This is a genomic window from Pseudomonas sp. NFACC43 (assembly GCF_900119645.1).
Taxonomy (GTDB): domain Bacteria; phylum Pseudomonadota; class Gammaproteobacteria; order Pseudomonadales; family Pseudomonadaceae; genus Aquipseudomonas.
Genome location: NZ_FPKK01000027.1, coordinates 1 through 16456, shown reverse-complemented (window position 1 = coordinate 16456; position 16456 = coordinate 1). Strand labels below are relative to the sequence as shown.

General features: G+C 61.2%; 15 protein-coding genes. 7 read left to right on the top strand and 8 right to left on the bottom strand.

Annotated elements, in window-relative coordinates; all coding sequences use genetic code 11:
* A partial coding sequence (locus BT179_RS26035; RefSeq protein WP_143148736.1) for a ShlB/FhaC/HecB family hemolysin secretion/activation protein occupies nucleotides 1-790 on the bottom strand: 790 nt, incomplete at its 3' end.
* A 285-nt stretch (nucleotides 791-1075) separates the two neighbouring features.
* On the opposite strand from BT179_RS26035, the gene BT179_RS26030 reads away from it, so the two are divergent.
* Entirely contained in the window at nucleotides 1076-1351 is a 276-nt protein-coding gene (locus tag BT179_RS26030; RefSeq protein WP_072432381.1) for a hypothetical protein, read from the top strand.
* Between the two features lie 242 nt (nucleotides 1352-1593).
* On the opposite strand, the gene BT179_RS26025 is transcribed toward BT179_RS26030, so the two are convergent.
* The gene (locus tag BT179_RS26025; RefSeq protein WP_072398747.1) at nucleotides 1594-2940 is read right to left on the bottom strand and encodes a DEAD/DEAH box helicase; all 1347 of its coding nucleotides are present in this window, start codon (nucleotides 2938-2940) and stop codon (nucleotides 1594-1596) included.
* A gap of 193 nt (nucleotides 2941-3133) precedes the next feature.
* Between BT179_RS26025 and BT179_RS26020 the strand changes: the two genes are divergently transcribed.
* Entirely contained in the window at nucleotides 3134-4432 is a 1299-nt protein-coding gene (locus tag BT179_RS26020; RefSeq protein WP_072398746.1) for a mechanosensitive ion channel family protein, read from the top strand.
* Between the two features lie 107 nt (nucleotides 4433-4539).
* Here BT179_RS26020 and BT179_RS26015 read toward each other — a convergent pair whose 3' ends face one another.
* The gene (locus BT179_RS26015; protein WP_008018228.1) at nucleotides 4540-5184 is read right to left on the bottom strand and encodes a hydrolase; all 645 of its coding nucleotides are present in this window, start codon (nucleotides 5182-5184) and stop codon (nucleotides 4540-4542) included.
* Between the two features lie 156 nt (nucleotides 5185-5340).
* Between BT179_RS26015 and BT179_RS26010 the strand changes: the two genes are divergently transcribed.
* Complete coding sequence (locus tag BT179_RS26010; protein ID WP_072432382.1) at nucleotides 5341-6249, top strand: LysR family transcriptional regulator; 909 nt, start codon at nucleotides 5341-5343, stop codon at nucleotides 6247-6249.
* 13 nt (nucleotides 6250-6262) lie between these two features.
* Here BT179_RS26010 and BT179_RS26005 read toward each other — a convergent pair whose 3' ends face one another.
* The 4 genes from BT179_RS26005 to BT179_RS25990 form a co-directional block, all read right to left on the bottom strand.
* Entirely contained in the window at nucleotides 6263-7129 is an 867-nt protein-coding gene (locus BT179_RS26005) for a carboxylate/amino acid/amine transporter (protein ID WP_072398744.1), read from the bottom strand.
* Between the two features lie 65 nt (nucleotides 7130-7194).
* A complete protein-coding gene (locus tag BT179_RS26000) occupies nucleotides 7195-9063 on the bottom strand; it encodes an ATP-binding protein (protein ID WP_072432383.1) in 1869 nt (622 codons plus the stop codon).
* Between the two features lie 322 nt (nucleotides 9064-9385).
* Nucleotides 9386-9985 carry an FMN-dependent NADH-azoreductase gene (locus BT179_RS25995; protein WP_072432384.1) on the bottom strand — a complete coding sequence of 200 codons (600 nt, stop codon included), beginning with the start codon at nucleotides 9983-9985 and terminating at the stop codon, nucleotides 9386-9388.
* Nucleotides 9986-10135: 150 nt separating this feature from the next.
* Entirely contained in the window at nucleotides 10136-10450 is a 315-nt protein-coding gene (locus BT179_RS25990; RefSeq protein WP_072398741.1) for a 3-phosphoglycerate kinase, read from the bottom strand.
* 50 nt (nucleotides 10451-10500) lie between these two features.
* Between BT179_RS25990 and BT179_RS25985 the strand changes: the two genes are divergently transcribed.
* The 4 genes from BT179_RS25985 to BT179_RS25970 all read left to right on the top strand — a co-directional run bounded on the left by BT179_RS25985 (nucleotide 10501) and on the right by BT179_RS25970 (nucleotide 14727).
* Nucleotides 10501-11424, top strand: a complete 924-nt coding sequence (locus BT179_RS25985) for a PA3225 family LysR-type transcriptional regulator (RefSeq protein WP_072398740.1) — start codon at nucleotides 10501-10503, stop codon at nucleotides 11422-11424.
* A gap of 14 nt (nucleotides 11425-11438) precedes the next feature.
* Nucleotides 11439-12242 (top strand): alpha/beta fold hydrolase, encoded by an 804-nt coding sequence (locus BT179_RS25980; protein WP_072398739.1) that lies wholly within the window; start codon nucleotides 11439-11441, stop codon nucleotides 12240-12242.
* A gap of 4 nt (nucleotides 12243-12246) precedes the next feature.
* Nucleotides 12247-12813 carry a peptidylprolyl isomerase gene (locus tag BT179_RS25975; protein WP_072432385.1) on the top strand — a complete coding sequence of 189 codons (567 nt, stop codon included), beginning with the start codon at nucleotides 12247-12249 and terminating at the stop codon, nucleotides 12811-12813.
* A gap of 81 nt (nucleotides 12814-12894) precedes the next feature.
* Nucleotides 12895-14727: an ABC transporter ATP-binding protein gene (locus BT179_RS25970; protein WP_072432386.1), complete on the top strand. Its 1833-nt coding sequence runs from the start codon at nucleotides 12895-12897 to the stop codon at nucleotides 14725-14727.
* A gap of 197 nt (nucleotides 14728-14924) precedes the next feature.
* On the opposite strand, the gene BT179_RS25965 is transcribed toward BT179_RS25970, so the two are convergent.
* Nucleotides 14925-16049: a GNAT family N-acetyltransferase gene (locus BT179_RS25965; RefSeq protein WP_072432387.1), complete on the bottom strand. Its 1125-nt coding sequence runs from the start codon at nucleotides 16047-16049 to the stop codon at nucleotides 14925-14927.
* Nucleotides 16050-16456 lie beyond the last annotated feature (407 nt).

Genomic DNA, 16456 nt, shown 5'->3' with positions numbered 1-16456 from the left:
CGCGCAAGGACAATTGATCGGCCAGCCCCAAGGGGCTGTCCCAATCCAGGGACGTGCCCCATTGCTGTTCGCCCGTGCTCCGCTGGCCGTCGTTGTGCCGCGACAACCCGACGCGCCAGGGTTTTTGCGGGGTGTTCTGCACCAGCACTTCACTGCCGCCGACATGCTGCCCGGGCATCAGCTCCATCTGCGCCTGGTTCGATGGCAGGCGGTTGAGCTGGTCCACCATCTGCTCGATCTCCCGCAGGTTGACCAAGTCGCCGACCTTGCCGGGAAACGCCATCGCCAGTTCACCTTCCGAGAGCCGGCTGTTTTCGGCGCCCTTCAAGCCCTCGAGGCGCCCCTCCACCACCAGCACCTGCAAGTGACCGTCGGACAAATCCTGCTGCGGCAGGTAGGCACGACTGGTGACCAGGCCTTTCTCGATGTAGCGGTCGGTGATGACCTTGAGCAGTTCGTTGAGTTGCGGCACGCCCAGGCATTGGCCGATGTAGGGCGCCAACAGGCGCTCGCGCTCAGCGGAGGAAAGGCTGTCGGCGCCCTTGAGCTCGATGGTGCGGATGGGGAAGCAGCGGGTATCGACCGGCGCCGTCGGCTGGGCCGGCTTCGCCTCCTGGCCGGGCAGGTTCTTCAGATCCTCCAGGCGCCGGCGCTGTTCTTCGAGCAAACGGTTCTGGCGTTCGCGGATCAGGTCAGTGTCACCGGGGGTGGGGGCAGCGTGAGCGGGGGGCAGCGGAGAAAGGCACAGCAAAGCCAAGCACAACCTCGCCCAACGGGCGGGTGAGAACATGTTCGATCCCTCGAGCAAAATGACATCAAAATAGTGGCGCGATACTAGTTAGCCATCATTTTGACGTCAATTAAAAAGCTGGACCCTGAGGGTATGGCCGGAACCGTTTGTCGGAAATCAGACGATTCTGTCTTTCGGTACGAAACGTCTCGTGAGGAAGCCGGACGCTTCTCTTCAAGCCCAGAAATAATTCGATCCAATCGTCCGGCTTCCTTGGGTCGCTGAACTTTCAACCCCGCGCAAGCCTCAACCCCTTACAGCCCAACAAGGAATACGAGGCCCGCCATGAAGACCCTGATGAAACTCACCTTTGCCGCCACCCTCGCCTGCGCCCTTCCGGCCGGGGCCACCTGCACACCCGAAGAAGCCACCATCAAGCGTGAGCAACTGGCCCAGGAAGTGACCAAGCTCACCGAGCAGAACCCGGCCAAGGCCAAGGAAATCAATGATGAGTTGCAGGCCATGGACCTGGAGACGGCCAGCAAGGATCTGCCGGATAAGTGCCAGTTGATCGATAAGCGCCTGGAAGAGTTGAAGCATGCAGAGAAGAAGGCCGACTGATCGATCCAAACCTCCCTCCGCTTCTGTGGCGAGGGAGCTTGCTCCCGCTGGGGGCGAAACACCTGTGAAACCAGCGTGGCTGATGTGTCAGGCAGAACAGTAGTGGGGCTGTCATGCAGCCCAGCGGGGCGGTGCGACGTTTCGCTAAATCCCTTCGCTACAGTTCTGGTCGAACTTCTGAAGTTCATGCATAAAAAAACCGGACTCAAGGTCCGGTTTTTTTATGCAGCGCTACTGACCACTCATTCAGCCGCCGGCGCCTGGGGCTTGCGGCGTTTGAGCGGGGCCATGCCGTCCTTGCTGACCAGGGCCGGGGCCTCGGTCTTCGGGCGGTTGGCGGTCTTGCGCTTGGTCGGGGCCTTGGCGGCGGATTTCTTCTTGTCGCCCTTGGCATCGACTTTTTTCTTCTTCGCGCCAACGGCCTTGCCCGAAGCCTTGACCTTTTTCGGTCCGCTGTAGGTGCCTTTGACTTCCTTGATGGTGCGGCGCTCGAAGCTCTGCTTGAGGTAGCGCTCGATGCTCGACATCAGGTTCCAGTCGCCATGGCAGATCAGCGAGATCGCCAGGCCATCATTGCCGGCGCGGCCGGTACGGCCGATGCGGTGCACGTATTCGTCGCCACTGCGAGGCATGTCGAAGTTGATGACCATGTCCAGGCCTTCGACATCCAGGCCACGGGCGGCGACGTCAGTGGCCACGAGGATTTTCACCCCGCCCTGCTTGAGGCGGTCGATGGCCAGCTTGCGGTCTTTCTGGTCCTTCTCGCCGTGCAGGACGAACGCCTTGTATTCCTGGGCGACCAGGCGACCGTAGATGCGGTCGGCCATGGCCCGGGTATTGGTGAACACGATGGCTTTTTCGTAGGTTTCGTTGGCCAGCAACCAGTTCACGATCTGCTCTTTGTGCTGGTTGTGGTCGGCGGTGATGATTTGCTGGCGGGTGGTGGAGTTCAGCTGGCTGACCGCGTTGAGCTGCAGGTGCTCGGGATTGTTCAGCACCTTGGCCACCATTTCCCGCAGGCCCGAGCCGCCGGTGGTGGCGGAGAACAGCATGGTCTGTTGACGCTGGCTGCACTCGTCCACCAGGCGCTGCACGTCTTCGGCAAACCCCATGTCCAGCATGCGGTCGGCTTCATCCAGCACCAGCACTTCGACTTCCTTGAGGTCGAGGTTGCCGGCGTTCAGGTGCTCGATCATCCGCCCCGGCGTGCCGATCAGGATGTCCGGTACCTTGCGCAGCATGGCGGCCTGGACCTTGAAGTCTTCGCCGCCGGTGATCAGGCCGGACTTGATGAAGGTGAATTGCGAGAAGCGCTCCACTTCCTTCAAGGTCTGCTGGGCCAGTTCGCGGGTCGGCAGCAGGATCAGGGTCTTGATGCTCACTCGAACCTTGGCCGGGCCGATCAGGCGGTTGAGGATCGGCAGCACGAACGCGGCGGTCTTGCCGCTGCCGGTTTGCGCCGTCACCCGCAGGTCACGCCCCTGGAGCGCGAGCGGAATAGCCGCGGCCTGCACCGGCGTCGGCTCGACAAATTTAAGCTCGGCCACGGCTTTGAGCAGGCGTTCGTGCAGGGCGAATTGGGAAAACACGGGTGCTACCTCGAAGAAATGCAAAAAAACAGCTGCATAGGGTAACGGTTTCGAGCGCGCAGGCCGAGTTTCTTTGTGCAAAGCGCGACAAAACAGTGTGTTTTTATCAACGAAACCGTCATCAACGGTCACTTCACCGGGCTTAAATGCTCTAATTCGCCTTCGTCGCGCTCACAGAAGAACCGTTTCGTCCATGGATATCAAACAGCTCTGGCTCAATCTTCAAGACCTCTGGGGTGCCCTCGACCAGCATCCGCTCCTGCATTGCGGCCTGGCCCTGGCGCTGCTGCTGGTCATCGCCCTGGTACTGGGGCGCGTGGCGCGCTACGTGATCCTGCATGGTGCCAAGCTGCTCGGGCGCCAGCCGGCCCTGAACTGGGTCAACGACCTGCGCCAGAACAAAGTCTTCCATCGACTGGCACAGACGACGCCGTCGTTGATCATCCAGTTCGGCCTGCACCTGGTGCCCGGGCTGAGCAAGACCAGCCTGGTGTTCCTCGGCAATGTCGCCCTCTCCTTCACGATCCTGTTCATGCTCCTGGCCATCAGCGCCCTGCTCAGCGCCCTGCTGGACGTCTACGCCCGCACCGAACATGCGCGTACCCGCTCGATCAAGGGGTATGTGCAACTGACGAAAATGGTGCTGTATGTGTTCGGCGCGATCATCATCGTCGCCACCCTGATCGACCGTTCGCCGCTGTTGCTGCTGTCCGGCCTGGGTGCGATGTCGGCGGTGATCCTGTTGGTCTACAAGGACACACTGTTGTCCTTCGTCGCCAGCGTGCAGTTGACCAGCAACGATATGCTGCGGGTCGGCGACTGGATCGAGATGCCCCAGGTCGGCGCCGACGGCGATGTGGTGGACATCACGCTGCATACGGTCAAGGTGCAGAACTTCGACAAGACCATCGTCTCGATCCCCACCTGGCGCCTGATGTCCGAATCGTTCAAGAACTGGCGCGGCATGCAGCAGTCCGGCGGGCGGCGGATCAAGCGCAGCCTGTTCATCGACGCCAGTGGCGTGCGCTTCATCAACGACGATGAAGAACGGCACTTGACCCAGGTACGCCTGCTGACCGACTACATCACCCGCAAACAGGCCGAGCTCAAGGCCTGGAACGAAGCCCAGGGCAATGTGGCGGCAATGTCGGCCAACCGGCGGCGGATGACCAACCTGGGCACGTTCCGGGCCTATGCGTTGGCCTATCTCAAGAGCCATCCCGAGATCCAGCCGAACATGACCTGCATGGTCCGGCAACTGCAGACCACGGCCCATGGCATCCCCCTGGAAATCTACTGCTTCACCGGCACCACCGTGTGGGCCGATTACGAGCGGATCCAGGGGGACATCTTCGATTATCTGCTGGCGGTGATGCCGGAGTTCGGCTTGAACCTGTACCAGCAACCCAGCGGCATGGACCTGCGTTCCGGCTTGCTGCCGGCAGTGCTGGGGGCCAGTCATCTGCCCGAACAGGAAAAAGACCTGGCGTAGCGCCAGATAAAGACCTGCCCCTTTCCACAGCGCCATAACGCTGAAAAAGGAAAAACCCCGGCGGGAGCGAGCAAGCTCGACTCCCACCAGGGTGATGTCCCGCCGGGTTACTTGACCTGGCGCTGCGGTGCCTTGTGCACCATGGTGTAGGCGTAGTCCACGCCCATGCCATAAGCGCCGCTGTGTTCCAGCACCAGTTCCATCACCGCCTCGTACGTGTCCTTGTGTGCCCAGTCGCGTTGGTATTCCAGCAGCACTTGCTGCCAGGTCACCGGCACCGCACCTGCCTGGATCATCCGCTGTACCGACATGTCGTGGGCTTCCTTGCTGGTACCGCCGGAGGCGTCGGTGACGATGTACACCTCGTAGCCTTCAGCCAGTGCTTCCAGTGCCGGGAAGGTCAGGCAAACCTCGGTCCACAGCGCCGCGATGATCAGTTTCTTGCGGCCGGTGGCTTTCACCGCATCCACCAGGGCCTTGTCTTCCCAGGAGTTCATCGAGGTGCGCTCGATAGGCTTCTGGTCCGGGTGGACCGCCAACAGCTCAGGCCAGATGTAACCGCTGAAGCTTTCGGTTTCGACCGATGTGTAGATGGTCGGCACGTTGAAGATCTTCGCCGCCTTGGCCAGGCCCACAGTGTTGTTCTTCAGGGTCTGGCGGTCGATCGATTGCACGCCGAAGGCCATTTGCGGCTGGTGGTCGATCAGGATCAGGGCGGAGTTGGTTGGGTTCAGCAGTTCGCGGATAGACATGGTGTGTTCCTTTTAAATGTCGATATTTCACTGGTTTGGGTCAGTAGCGCTTGCCTTCGTCGGTGTTGTCGTCGGCATGGGTGTACTTTAGGGGCTACCAATAAAAGGGACAATTACCTAAAATAGAGAATCATTGATTCTAAAATAGGGACAATAATGGATCGCATCGACTGCATGCGTGCCTTCGTCGTCACGGTCGGAGAAAACGGCTTTGCAGCCGCCGCCCGCGCCATGGACGTACCGAGGTCAAAGGTCAGCAAGCAAATCCAGGCGCTGGAAGAAGCGATTGGCGTGCAGCTGCTGCAACGCACCACGCGCAGCCTGCATCTCACCGAAGCGGGGGCCGAGTATTTCGAAGCGGCGCGGGAAGTGTTGGCGGCCCTGGATGAAGCCGAGCAACGGGCACGGGACGGGATTGGCGAACTGCGCGGGGTGTTGCGGGTCAACGCGCCGATGTCGTTCGGCCTGCGCCGGCTGGGCAAGTTGATCCCGCTGTTTCATGAACGGCATCCGAACATCGAGCTGCAGGTGGTGCTCAGCGACCAGCAGGTGGATCCGGTGCGCGGCGGTTTCGACGTGACCATCCGCATCGCCAGCATGCCCGACTCGACCATGATCGCCCGGCAACTGGCACCGGCCCCGCGAATCCTGGTGGCCGCCCCCGCCTATCTCGAGCGGGCGGGCGTGCCGCAGAACCCTCAGGACCTGCGCGCCCATCAATGCCTCAACTACGGCTACCTGCAAAGTGGCGCGAGCCTGCAACTGTGCAACGGCAAGGAGACGCAACGGGTCAATGTCACCGGCCCCCTGCATGTCAACAACGGCGACTTGCTGGCACAGGCCGCCGAGGCCGGCATGGGCATCGCGCTGCTGCCGGACTTCATCGTTGAAGATGCCCTGGCTGCCGGACGCCTGGTGCCGGTCCTGTGCGACTGGAAGGCGCCGGCGATCAGCATCAATGCCGTGTACTCGTCGGCACGGCGGCTACCGCAGAAAACCCGGGCGTTCATCGAATTTATGGTGGAGCAATTGGCGATCAAGCAGGGCGCTCCGGGCGCTTGCTGAGATCGCCGATGATTCACCTGGCAACCAGCGGTCTGCGCAAGCTCAAGCGGCTCATCCAGACCGCCGCCAGGATCACGCCCCCGCCCAGGAACAGCCGCCCCAGTTCCTCGTGCTGATTCCAGATCAGCAGGTTCAGCAACAACCCCACCGGCACATGCAGGTTGTTCATCACCGCCAGCGTCCCGCCCTGGACCAGGCAGGCGCCTTTGTTCCACCAGTAAAGTCCCAGCGCCGTGGAGACCAGGCCAAGGAAAACCAGCACGCCCCATTGCAACGCAGCTTCAGGCCAGAAATCCGCCTTGCCGAACAGCAGGAACGCCGGCAGCACCACCGCCAGCGCACCGAGGTAGAAGTAGCCGAAACGCCGATAGTGCGGCAGATCACTCGGGTAACGCGCCACCAGGCGCCGGTACAGGACCTGCCCGGCCGCGTAGGTGAAGTTGGCCAGTTGCAGCAGCAGGAAGCCCATGAAGAAATCCGGGCTGACCCGGTCATAGCGAATCACTGCGGCTCCCGCCACGGCCACCAGCGCCGCGATCAATGCCCAGGGATTGAATCGGCGGTTCAGTGCGTCTTCGATCAGAGTCACGTGCAATGGCGTGAGGATGGTAAACAGCAATACCTCGGGCACCGTCAATACCCGGAAGCTCAGGTACAGGCAGACGTAGGTCACGCCGAACTGCAAGGCGCCGATCAGCAGCATGCCGCGCATGAACGACGGTTCCACCTGGCGCCAGCGCGTCAGTGGAATGAACACCAGCCCGGCCAGCAGGACCCTTACCAGCACGGCAAAGTAACTGTCGACATGCCCGGCCAGGTATTCGCCAATCAGGCTGAAGGAAAATGCCTGAATCAAGGTTACAAAAAGTAGATAGCCCATACGCCCCTCGTTTCGGATGGCGGCGAAGATAGCCGTTTTGACGCAGGGGGGCGAGCCTGGGCGGATTACGGACCGGGGATGGGAGCTGCGGCCGAGTGGCTGGCACCGCGTTGCCAATGGGCATTGGTCGCGCGCTGCAGCACTCGGGTCAGCGCTTGGAAGTTCGCCGGCTTGGTCAGAACGTCATCGGCGCCAGCGGCTCTGAAACGCTCGATCTCGCTGGAAAACGCGCTTGCGGTGAATGCAACGACATAGCAGGTATCGCCACATGGAAGTTCGCGAATCCTGCGGATGGCCTCCAGACCGTCCATGACCGGCATGTTGATATCCATAAAAATGATCCCCGGGATCGCCGCCATGCACCGGTTGATCGCCTCCTGGCCGGTTGATGCCAGGTCCGGCGAATATCCCAGCTCCTGCAGCATCGCCATGGCGACTTTCTGGCTCACGGGATGATTCTCCACCAGAAGAATATCGAGCGGGTACTGGCTGGCAAAGGATGAGTCGTAACCCACCTGCGCCTCCTCCTCGAGGGGGATTTGCGAAACTGGAAAGATTTCCATCGGGAGCGAGAAGCTGAACGTCGACCCCACCCCGGGCTGACTGGTGAACGACAACGTTCCGCGCTGCGCCTCCACCAGGTTCTTGCAGATGGAAAGCCCCAGGCCACTCCCGGCGAAGCGCTGGTTGCTCGCCCTTGCGAGCTGGGAGAACGGCTGGAAGAGGTTGTGCTGCAGCTCCTCGGGAATGCCGATGCCGGTATCACGAATGGAAAAATCCAGCCAGGCCTGGGGGCCATGACCACTGGTCGTGACCTTGAGGGAGATCTTGCCGCTGTCGGTGAACTTGACCGCATTTCCCAGCAGGTTGATCAGTATCTGGCGAAGACAATCGCTATCGGTCTTGATCAACGATGGCACATCCGGCGAAACCTGGGCCTCGAGTACCACTGGCTTGTCCTGGATGTTCTGGCGGGTGATGTCGATACAGGACGAAACCAGCGCCCTAAGTTCGAAAATAGAAGGCTTGAGCTCCAGCTTGCCGGCTTCGATCTTCGCCAGGTCGAGCACGTTATCGATCAGGGAGAGCAGGGTTCGCCCGCTGGCATGAATCGTTTTCAACAGGCGGCTTTGCTCCGGATCCAGGTCGGATCGAGCCAGTAATTCGGTCGCGCCGATGACGCTGTACATCGGCGTGCGGATTTCATGGCTCATGGTCGCCAGGAACCGGGTTTTCGAACGATCGGCCTCTTCGGCGGCCTGTTTGGCCTGGTTCAACAGCCGTTCGTTCATGTGCAGTTCCTGGAGGTGGCCGCGCATGCGCAGAAGAATGAGCGCGAGAAAGACCAGGATGGCCACGACGATGTGATACAGCGAATCGTGGTTGAGCTGCTGGTAGTAATCCTCCAGGGTAATCTCGGCCCCGGCCACATAAACCGTTCCATCCCTTGATTTCATGGGGACGAAGACAGCGCGAAAGTCCCCCCAGTGATCCGAGTAATCGATCCAGGTGGGCTGCGTACGCTCGAAGCTGTCGAGCAGCGCCTGGCTGGCATCCGGGTAAGGATCGAAGAACCGCACGAAATTCTTCTCTCGGATTTCCTTTTCCGATGCGCTGGAGCTGATCAGGATGGCCTTGGCGTCACGTTTGATCACGCTATAGACGAAGGCGGTGCCCATGGACTCGTTGAAGCTGGAAAGCCGCTGGATGGCGTCCCAGTCCTGTTCCGGGGTCTTGGACTGCTTGTCGACCAGATTGTCATGGTAGCGGTCGCCCAGGATCGCCGAAGCGCCCAGCGCGGCATGCAACAGTTTGTTATTGATGTTCTCGGTGAGTACGCCCTGGGTCTGGACGTAGAGATAGTAGATGTACCCACTGGCACCTAGGACATAAGCCAGAAGTAAAGCCCATGTCTTTCGTTTGAGTTTGAACATCTATGACAGCCTCCCTACTGCGCGCGCCCAAGCATAGGTTGATGACCGGCGGGAAACAATTCTTATCTCCCTGGGCTCGATCATGAAGGGCCGGTGTCGACTTGACCGAGCGCCCCGTTTCCCTTCCTCGGCCGGTGTCGCAATCGCTGCAGAACTCAAACCTCAGGTGAACAGGCAAAAAAAAGCCCGATGTCGCTAAAGCGTTCGATCGGGCTACGGCACTCAGGAGCAATAAGTGCAAAGGGAGGTTCGATGCGCAAAACGGTTTGAAGGGAAGCGCCAGGTCACTAGACCACCTGGCGATTATCCGAGGATTAACGGATCAGGCGACCTCGGCCAGTCTGGCATTGGCCTGGTTCAAGCCCTTCTCCTGGAAGTCGCCGCCCAGGTTCATGCCCTCGGCGTGGATGAAGGTCACATCATGGATGCCGATGAAGCCCATGACCTGGCGCAGGTAGGGTTCCTGATGGTCCGAACTGCCGCCGGCGTGGATCCCGCCACGGGCGGTCAGCACGAAGGCACGCTTGCCCACCAGCAGGCCCTGCGGGCCGGTGGGGGTGTATTTGAAGGTCACACCGGCGCGCAGCACATGGTCGAGCCAGGCTTTCAAGGTACTGGGGATAGCGAAGTTGTACATCGGCGCGGCCATGACCAGCACGTCGGCGGCGAGCAATTGATCGGTGAGCTGGTTGGAGCGCTCCAGCGAAGCAGTTTCCACTTCGTTGCGTTGCTCGGCAGGCTTCATCCAACCGCCCAGCAGGTTGGCGTCCAGATGAGGCACCGGGTTGACGGCCAGGTCCCGCACGCTGATTTCATCGCCGGGGTGGGCGGCTTGCCACTGCTTGATGAAGGTCTGGGTCAGTTGACGGGAAACCGAGTCTTGCTGGCGGGCACTGCTTTCGATGATCAGAACGCGGGACATGGGATGTAGCCTCCATCGGAAAATGTTGTCAGTCGATGGAGTGAAGGTTAAACGTGACCATATCGATGAAAAAGCGCAAATAACTGCTGCAAACCATCGATAATTTCGTTTATAAGCAAGGCACGCGTTGCAGCGCCGCCTTGCACCCGATCATTTCGGCTTGCAGGTCAGCACGATCCGCAGCTTGATGATGTCGCGATTGAACTTGGCGGTCACGTTCTTGAACTTGCCCGCGGCGACTTCGATCTTGCGAGTGCGAGGTGCCTCGGGACCATTGCGGAACAGCACGGTACAGGCCGCGTCGGTGTTGCCATAGTTGTTGACCTGGATGGAGCCGATATCGGCGTCGGTGTCGTAGGGGGTGTAGTCGATGCTGACGCCTTCGAGGTGTTTTTCCACGTCGATGGGGTAGGCAAAGGCAGTCAGCGGCAGCAGGGCCAGCAACGCACAACAGGTTTTTTTCATTCGGCAGTCTCCACCCGGGGACCGCCAGCTTAGGACAAGAGGAGCTCAATATGAAAGCGCCCCGTGTGACCCTTGATCAATGGCGAACGTTGCAGGCGGTAGTGGACCACGGCGGCTTCGCCCAGGCCGCCGAAGTGTTGCACCGCTCCCAGTCATCGGTGAGCTACACCGTGGCCCGCATGCAGGACCAGCTCGGCGTGCCGCTGCTGCGCATCGATGGACGCAAGGCCGTGCTGACCGAAGCCGGGGGCGTGCTGTTGCGTCGTTCCCGGCAACTGGTTAAACAGGCCAGCCAACTGGAGGACCTGGCCCATCACATGGAACAAGGCTGGGAAGCGGAAGTGCGCCTGGTGGTCGACGCCGCCTACCCCACCGCCCGTCTCGTACGGGCGCTGACGGCATTCATGCCCCAGAGCCGCGGTTGCCGGGTGCGCCTGCGCGAGGAGGTACTGTCCGGCGTCGAAGAAGTATTGCTCGAAGGCGTGGCCGACCTGGCCATCAGCGGTTTCAGCATTCCCGGTTATCTGGGGGCGGAATTGAGCGACGTGGAATTCGTCGCGGTGGCCCATCCCGAACACGCCCTGCATCGGCTCAATCGCGAACTCAGTTTCCAGGACCTGGAAAGCCAGCTGCAGGTGGTGATCCGCGACTCCGGTCGCCAGCAGCCCCGTGACGTGGGCTGGCTCGGCGCCGAGCAGCGCTGGACCGTCGGCAGCCTCGCCACCGCCGCCACCTTCGTCAGCAGCGGCCTGGGCTTCGCCTGGCTGCCCCGGCACATGATCGAACGGGAATTGAGAGAAGGCACGCTTAAGCGGCTACCCTTGGACCAGGGCGGCAGTCGCAACCCGAGCTTCTATCTGTATTCGAACAAGGAAAAACCCTTGGGGCCGGCCACGCAGATTCTCATCGAACTGCTGCGCACCTTCGACACCGCGCCGCTGGATGCGCCCTTTGCCGCCCCTGAACAAGCCTGACAAGGATTTCGCCGATGGCCTATTTCGTTCATGAAGATTGCAACCTGCATTACGAGGAATATGGCCACGGCGCCCCGTTGGTCCTGGTCCACGGGCTGGGCTCCAGCACTCAGGACTGGGAAAAGCAGATCCCGGTGTTATCCGCCCATTACCGCCTGATCGTCGTGGACGTGCGCGGCCACGGCCGTTCCGACAAACCCCGCGGGCGCTACAGCATCGAAGCCTTCAGCGCCGACCTGGTGGCCCTGATCGAGCACCTGGCCCTGGGCCCGGTGCACTTGGTGGGCTGGTCCATGGGAGGCATGATCGGCTTTCAACTGGCCGTGGACGAACCCCGCCTGGTCAGGAGCCTGTGCATCGTCAACAGCGCTCCCCAGGTCAAGATCCGTACCGCGGACGATTGCTGGCAATGGTTCAAGCGCTGGAGCCTGATGCGCATCCTCAGCCTGGAAACCATCGGCAAGGCCCTCGGTGCCAAGCTTTTCCCCAAGCCCCACCAGAGCGCCCTGCGACTGGAAATGGCCCGGCGCTGGGCAACCAATGACAAACATGCTTATCTCGCCAGCTTCGACGCCGTCGTGGGCTGGGGGGTCCAGGAACGACTTTCCCGGATCGCCTGTCCAACCCTGGTCATCTGCGCCGATCACGACTACACCCCGGTGGCAGTCAAAGAAGCCTATGTAAAGCTGCTGCCCGATGCACGGCTGGTAGTCATCGCCGATTCACGGCACGCTACCCCGCTGGATCAACCCGAACACTTCAACCAAACCCTGCTCGACTTCCTGATCGCAGTCGACTCCACCCCTCAGGATCATTGAACCCATGCTGAAAAACATCGCCCTCGCCGTCGGCTCCGTCCTGTTTGCCGCCAACCTGATGGCCGCGCAGCCGGCCAAGGCGCCCCACGTAGTGCTGGAGACCACCAACGGCCAGATCGAAATCGAACTGGACCCGGTCAAGGCTCCCGTCAGTACGCAGAACTTTCTCGAGTACGTGGACAGCGGCTTCTACAACGGCACGATCTTCCACCGGGTGATCCCGGGCTTCATGGCCCAGGGCGGTGGCTTCACCCCGCAGATGCGACAGAAGGACACCAAGGGCCCGATCAAGAACGAAGCCAGCAACGGCCTGCATAACGTACGCGGCACCCTGGCCATGGCCCGCACGTCCAACCCGAATTCGGCCACCAGCCAATTTTTCATCAACGTCGCCGACAATGCGTTCCTCGACCCAGGCCGCGACGCCGGCTACGCGGTCTTCGGCAAAGTGGTCAAGGGCATGGACGTGGTGGACATCATCGTCAACTCCCCCGCCGCTACCAAACAAGGCATGCAAAACGTGCCGATCGATCCTGTGATCATCAAGTCGGCCAAGCGCGTCGACCAATAAAGGCACAGGGCAAGCCTGAGCGGCGGCCGATCGAGCGCCGCTCACAGCAGAAAGGAGAGCCCTCGCCCGGGCTGTTTATCCATGGTTTACCGCCGTTTCGAAAAACTGATCGACATCTTCCGCGACGCGCCGAGCGCCGCTCCACCTGACCGCGTCCTGCCCTTCTACACCTACTACCTGAAGCAGGTCTGGCCAAGCTTCGCCGTGCTGCTGGTGGTCGGCTTGATCGGCGCCCTGATCGAAGTGGCGCTGTTCAGCTACCTGAGCCGCATCATCGACCTGGCCCAGGGCACGCCCAACGTCGACTTCTTCAAGATCCACGGCCTGGAGCTGGCGTGGATGGCAGTGGTGGCGTTGATCCTGCGGCCCATTTTCGTGGCCCTGCATGACCTGTTGGTGCACCAGACCCTGAGCCCCGGCATGACCAGCCTGATCCGCTGGCAGAATCACAGCTATGTGCTCAAGCAGAGCCTGAATTTCTTCCAGAACGACTTCGCCGGACGCATCGCCCAGCGCATCATGCAGACCGGCAACTCCCTGCGCGATTCGGCGGTACAGGCCGTGGACGCGCTGTGGCACGTGCTGATCTACGCCATCAGTTCGCTGGTGCTGTTCGCCGAAGCCGACTGGCGCCTGATGATCCCGCTGCTGCTGTGGATCAGCGCCTACATCGGCGCGCTCTACTACTTCGTGCCACGGGTCAAGGAACGCTCCGTGGTGTCCTCCGATGCCCGCTCCAAGCTCATGGGCCGGATCGTCGACGGCTACACCAACATCACCACCCTGAAGCTGTTCGCCCATACCCATTTCGAACAGCAGTACGCACGCGAGGCCATCGAGGAGCAGACCGAAAAGGCCCAGCTGGCCGGACGCGTGGTGACCAGCATGGACGTGGTGATCACCAGCATGAACGGGATGCTGATCGTCGGCACCACTGCCTTGGCGCTGTGGCTATGGACCCAATCGCTGATCAGCGTCGGCGCCATTGCCCTGGCGACGGGGCTGGTGATTCGTATCGTCAACATGTCCGGCTGGATCATGTGGGTGGTCAATGGCATCTTCGAGAACATCGGCATGGTCCAGGACGGCCTGCAGACCATCGCCCAGCCAGTTACCGTCACCGACCGCGACCACGCCAAGCCCCTGGAGGTGGCCCGTGGTGAAGTGCGCTTCGAGCATGTGGATTTCCACTATGGCAAGAAGAGCGGCGTGATCAGCGACCTGAACCTGACCATCAGGCCAGGGGAAAAGATCGGCCTGATCGGCCCGTCCGGCGCGGGGAAATCCACCCTGGTCAACCTGTTGCTGCGCCTGTATGACGTACAGGGCGGACGCATTCTCATCGACGGCCAGGACATCGCCGAAGTGAGCCAGGAAAGCCTGCGCGAACGGATTGGCATGATCACCCAGGACACCTCGCTGCTGCACCGCTCGATTCGCGACAACCTGCTCTACGGCAAGCCCGACGCCACCGATGCGCAGCTATGGGAAGCCGTACACAAGGCCCGGGCCGATGAGTTCATCCCGTTGTTATCCGATGCCCAGGGCCGTACCGGTTTCGATGCCCATGTGGGCGAGCGCGGCGTGAAACTGTCTGGCGGCCAGCGCCAGCGCATCGCCATTGCCCGGGTGCTGCTCAAGGATGCGCCGATCCTGATCATGGACGAAGCGACCTCAGCCCTGGACTCCGAAGTGGAGGCCGCCATCCAGGAAAGCCTGGAGACGCTGATGCAGGGCAAGACCGTGATCGCCATTGCCCACCGCCTCTCGACCATCGCTCGCATGGACCGCCTGGTGGTACTGGAAAACGGCCGCATCGCCGAAACCGGCAGCCATGCCGAACTGCTGGCCCACGGCGGGTTGTATGCGCGGTTATGGCAGCATCAGACCGGAGGGTTCGTGGGGATCGACTGAGCTGAGAGGTGTGGCTTGGCCCCATGAACAAGGAGCTGACGGCTTGCTCACTGTGGCGAGGGGATTTATCCCCATCGGGCTCCTGGCAGGCTGAACCCGGCTGGCCTGACAGAGCGCAGTCTCAGGTTTTTGGGTTGCTGCGCAACCCAGCGGGAATAAATCCCCTCGCCACAGGGGCCGGTGTCGGTCAGCCGATATCAGCACTGCCGATACGGCAGTGCCATCCTGGCCTCTTCGGCATAGGCCAACACGCCTTCATGCTCGCGGGCGAGGAAATCCGCCACTGCCGCTTTCAACCCGGGGTGGCGCAGGTAATGCCAGGAGCGGGTGATCACCGGCTCGAAACCGCGAATCAGCTTATGCTCGCCCTGGGCACCCGCATCGAAACGCTGCAAGCCGTGGGCAATGGCGTAGTCCATGCCCTGGTAGAAACAGGTTTCGAAATGCAGGCGGTCGAACTCCGCCAGGCAGCCCCAATAGCGCCCGTAGAAGCTGTCGCCCCCCACCAGGCTGAATGCCATCGCCACCGGCCGGGTGCCTTGCCTGGCCAGGACCACGCGAATGGCCTCGGGCATGCGTTCGGCCAACAGGCTGAAAAATGCCCGGGTCAGGTACGGCGCCTGCCGGCGTATCGCATAGGTATTGGCGTAACAGGCATAGACAAAATCCCACGACGCCTCATCCAGTTGATGCCCCTCGAGCCATTCGAACTCGATGCCCTGCCCTGCCACCTGCTCGCGTTCCTTGCGCATCTGCTTGCGCTTGCGGGAACTGAGCACGTCGAGGAAATCCTGGAAATCCCGATAACCGCGATTCTGCCAGTGGTACTGGCAGCCGATTCGCTGCAGCCAGCCCTCCTGCCCGGCCAGCGCCGAGTCGGTGAAGGCGTCGGTAAAGTTGATATGGGCGCTGGATAGCCCTTCGATTTCCAGGTAGCCCGGCAGGCTGGCCAGCAACTCCAGGCCGTCCTCGACCCGAGCCGCCAGCAGTCGCGGACCGCTGACCGGGCTGAACGGCACCGCCGTCAGCAGCTTGGGGTAATAGTCGATCCCGGCACGGGCACAGGCGTCGGCCCAGCCATGATCGAACACATATTCGCCGTAGGAATGCCACTTGCGATAACTGGGCAAGGCGGCCAGCAGACGACCCTCTTCGATATGCAGCAGATGTTCCGGCCGCCAGCCGGATTGCACGCCCAGGCTGGCGCTGTCTTCCAACGCGCCCAGGAAGGCGTGGCGCAGGAACGGTTGGTTGGCGGGCACCAGTGCGTCCCACTCTTGAGGCGCGATGGCGGACAGGTTGTCCAGGACGTGTAGCGGCATGCGGTTCCCCGATCTCCAGACTGCGGATGGGGCGAGTATCGCCGATCTCGGCCTGCGCACCATAAAAATGTATGGTCAGCCCTTCTCCTGCAACCTCATGGGCTGTTTTCGGTAAAGCTGGCTTGCGCTAATGTATCCGGGCTCGTTGTGAGCGTTGCTGCAACAACGCTCGGCCCTCGATGAGTAGCCGCTCCCGACTGTCCTGAAAAAACCCTCAGCTTCTAAAGCTGATTTTATTGCCAGGTTCTCAGTCGGGCCGTTTGCCGTTTACTGTCATCAGTCAGTGACGTCGCAAAAGCCGGTGGTAACGCTGTGCATTCAAGCGTTCGGATGTGGGTCGTACTGGCCGCCTTTGGCCAGTACCGCCCACACGATTCGCGCCAGTTTGTTTGCTAGCGCACACGCGA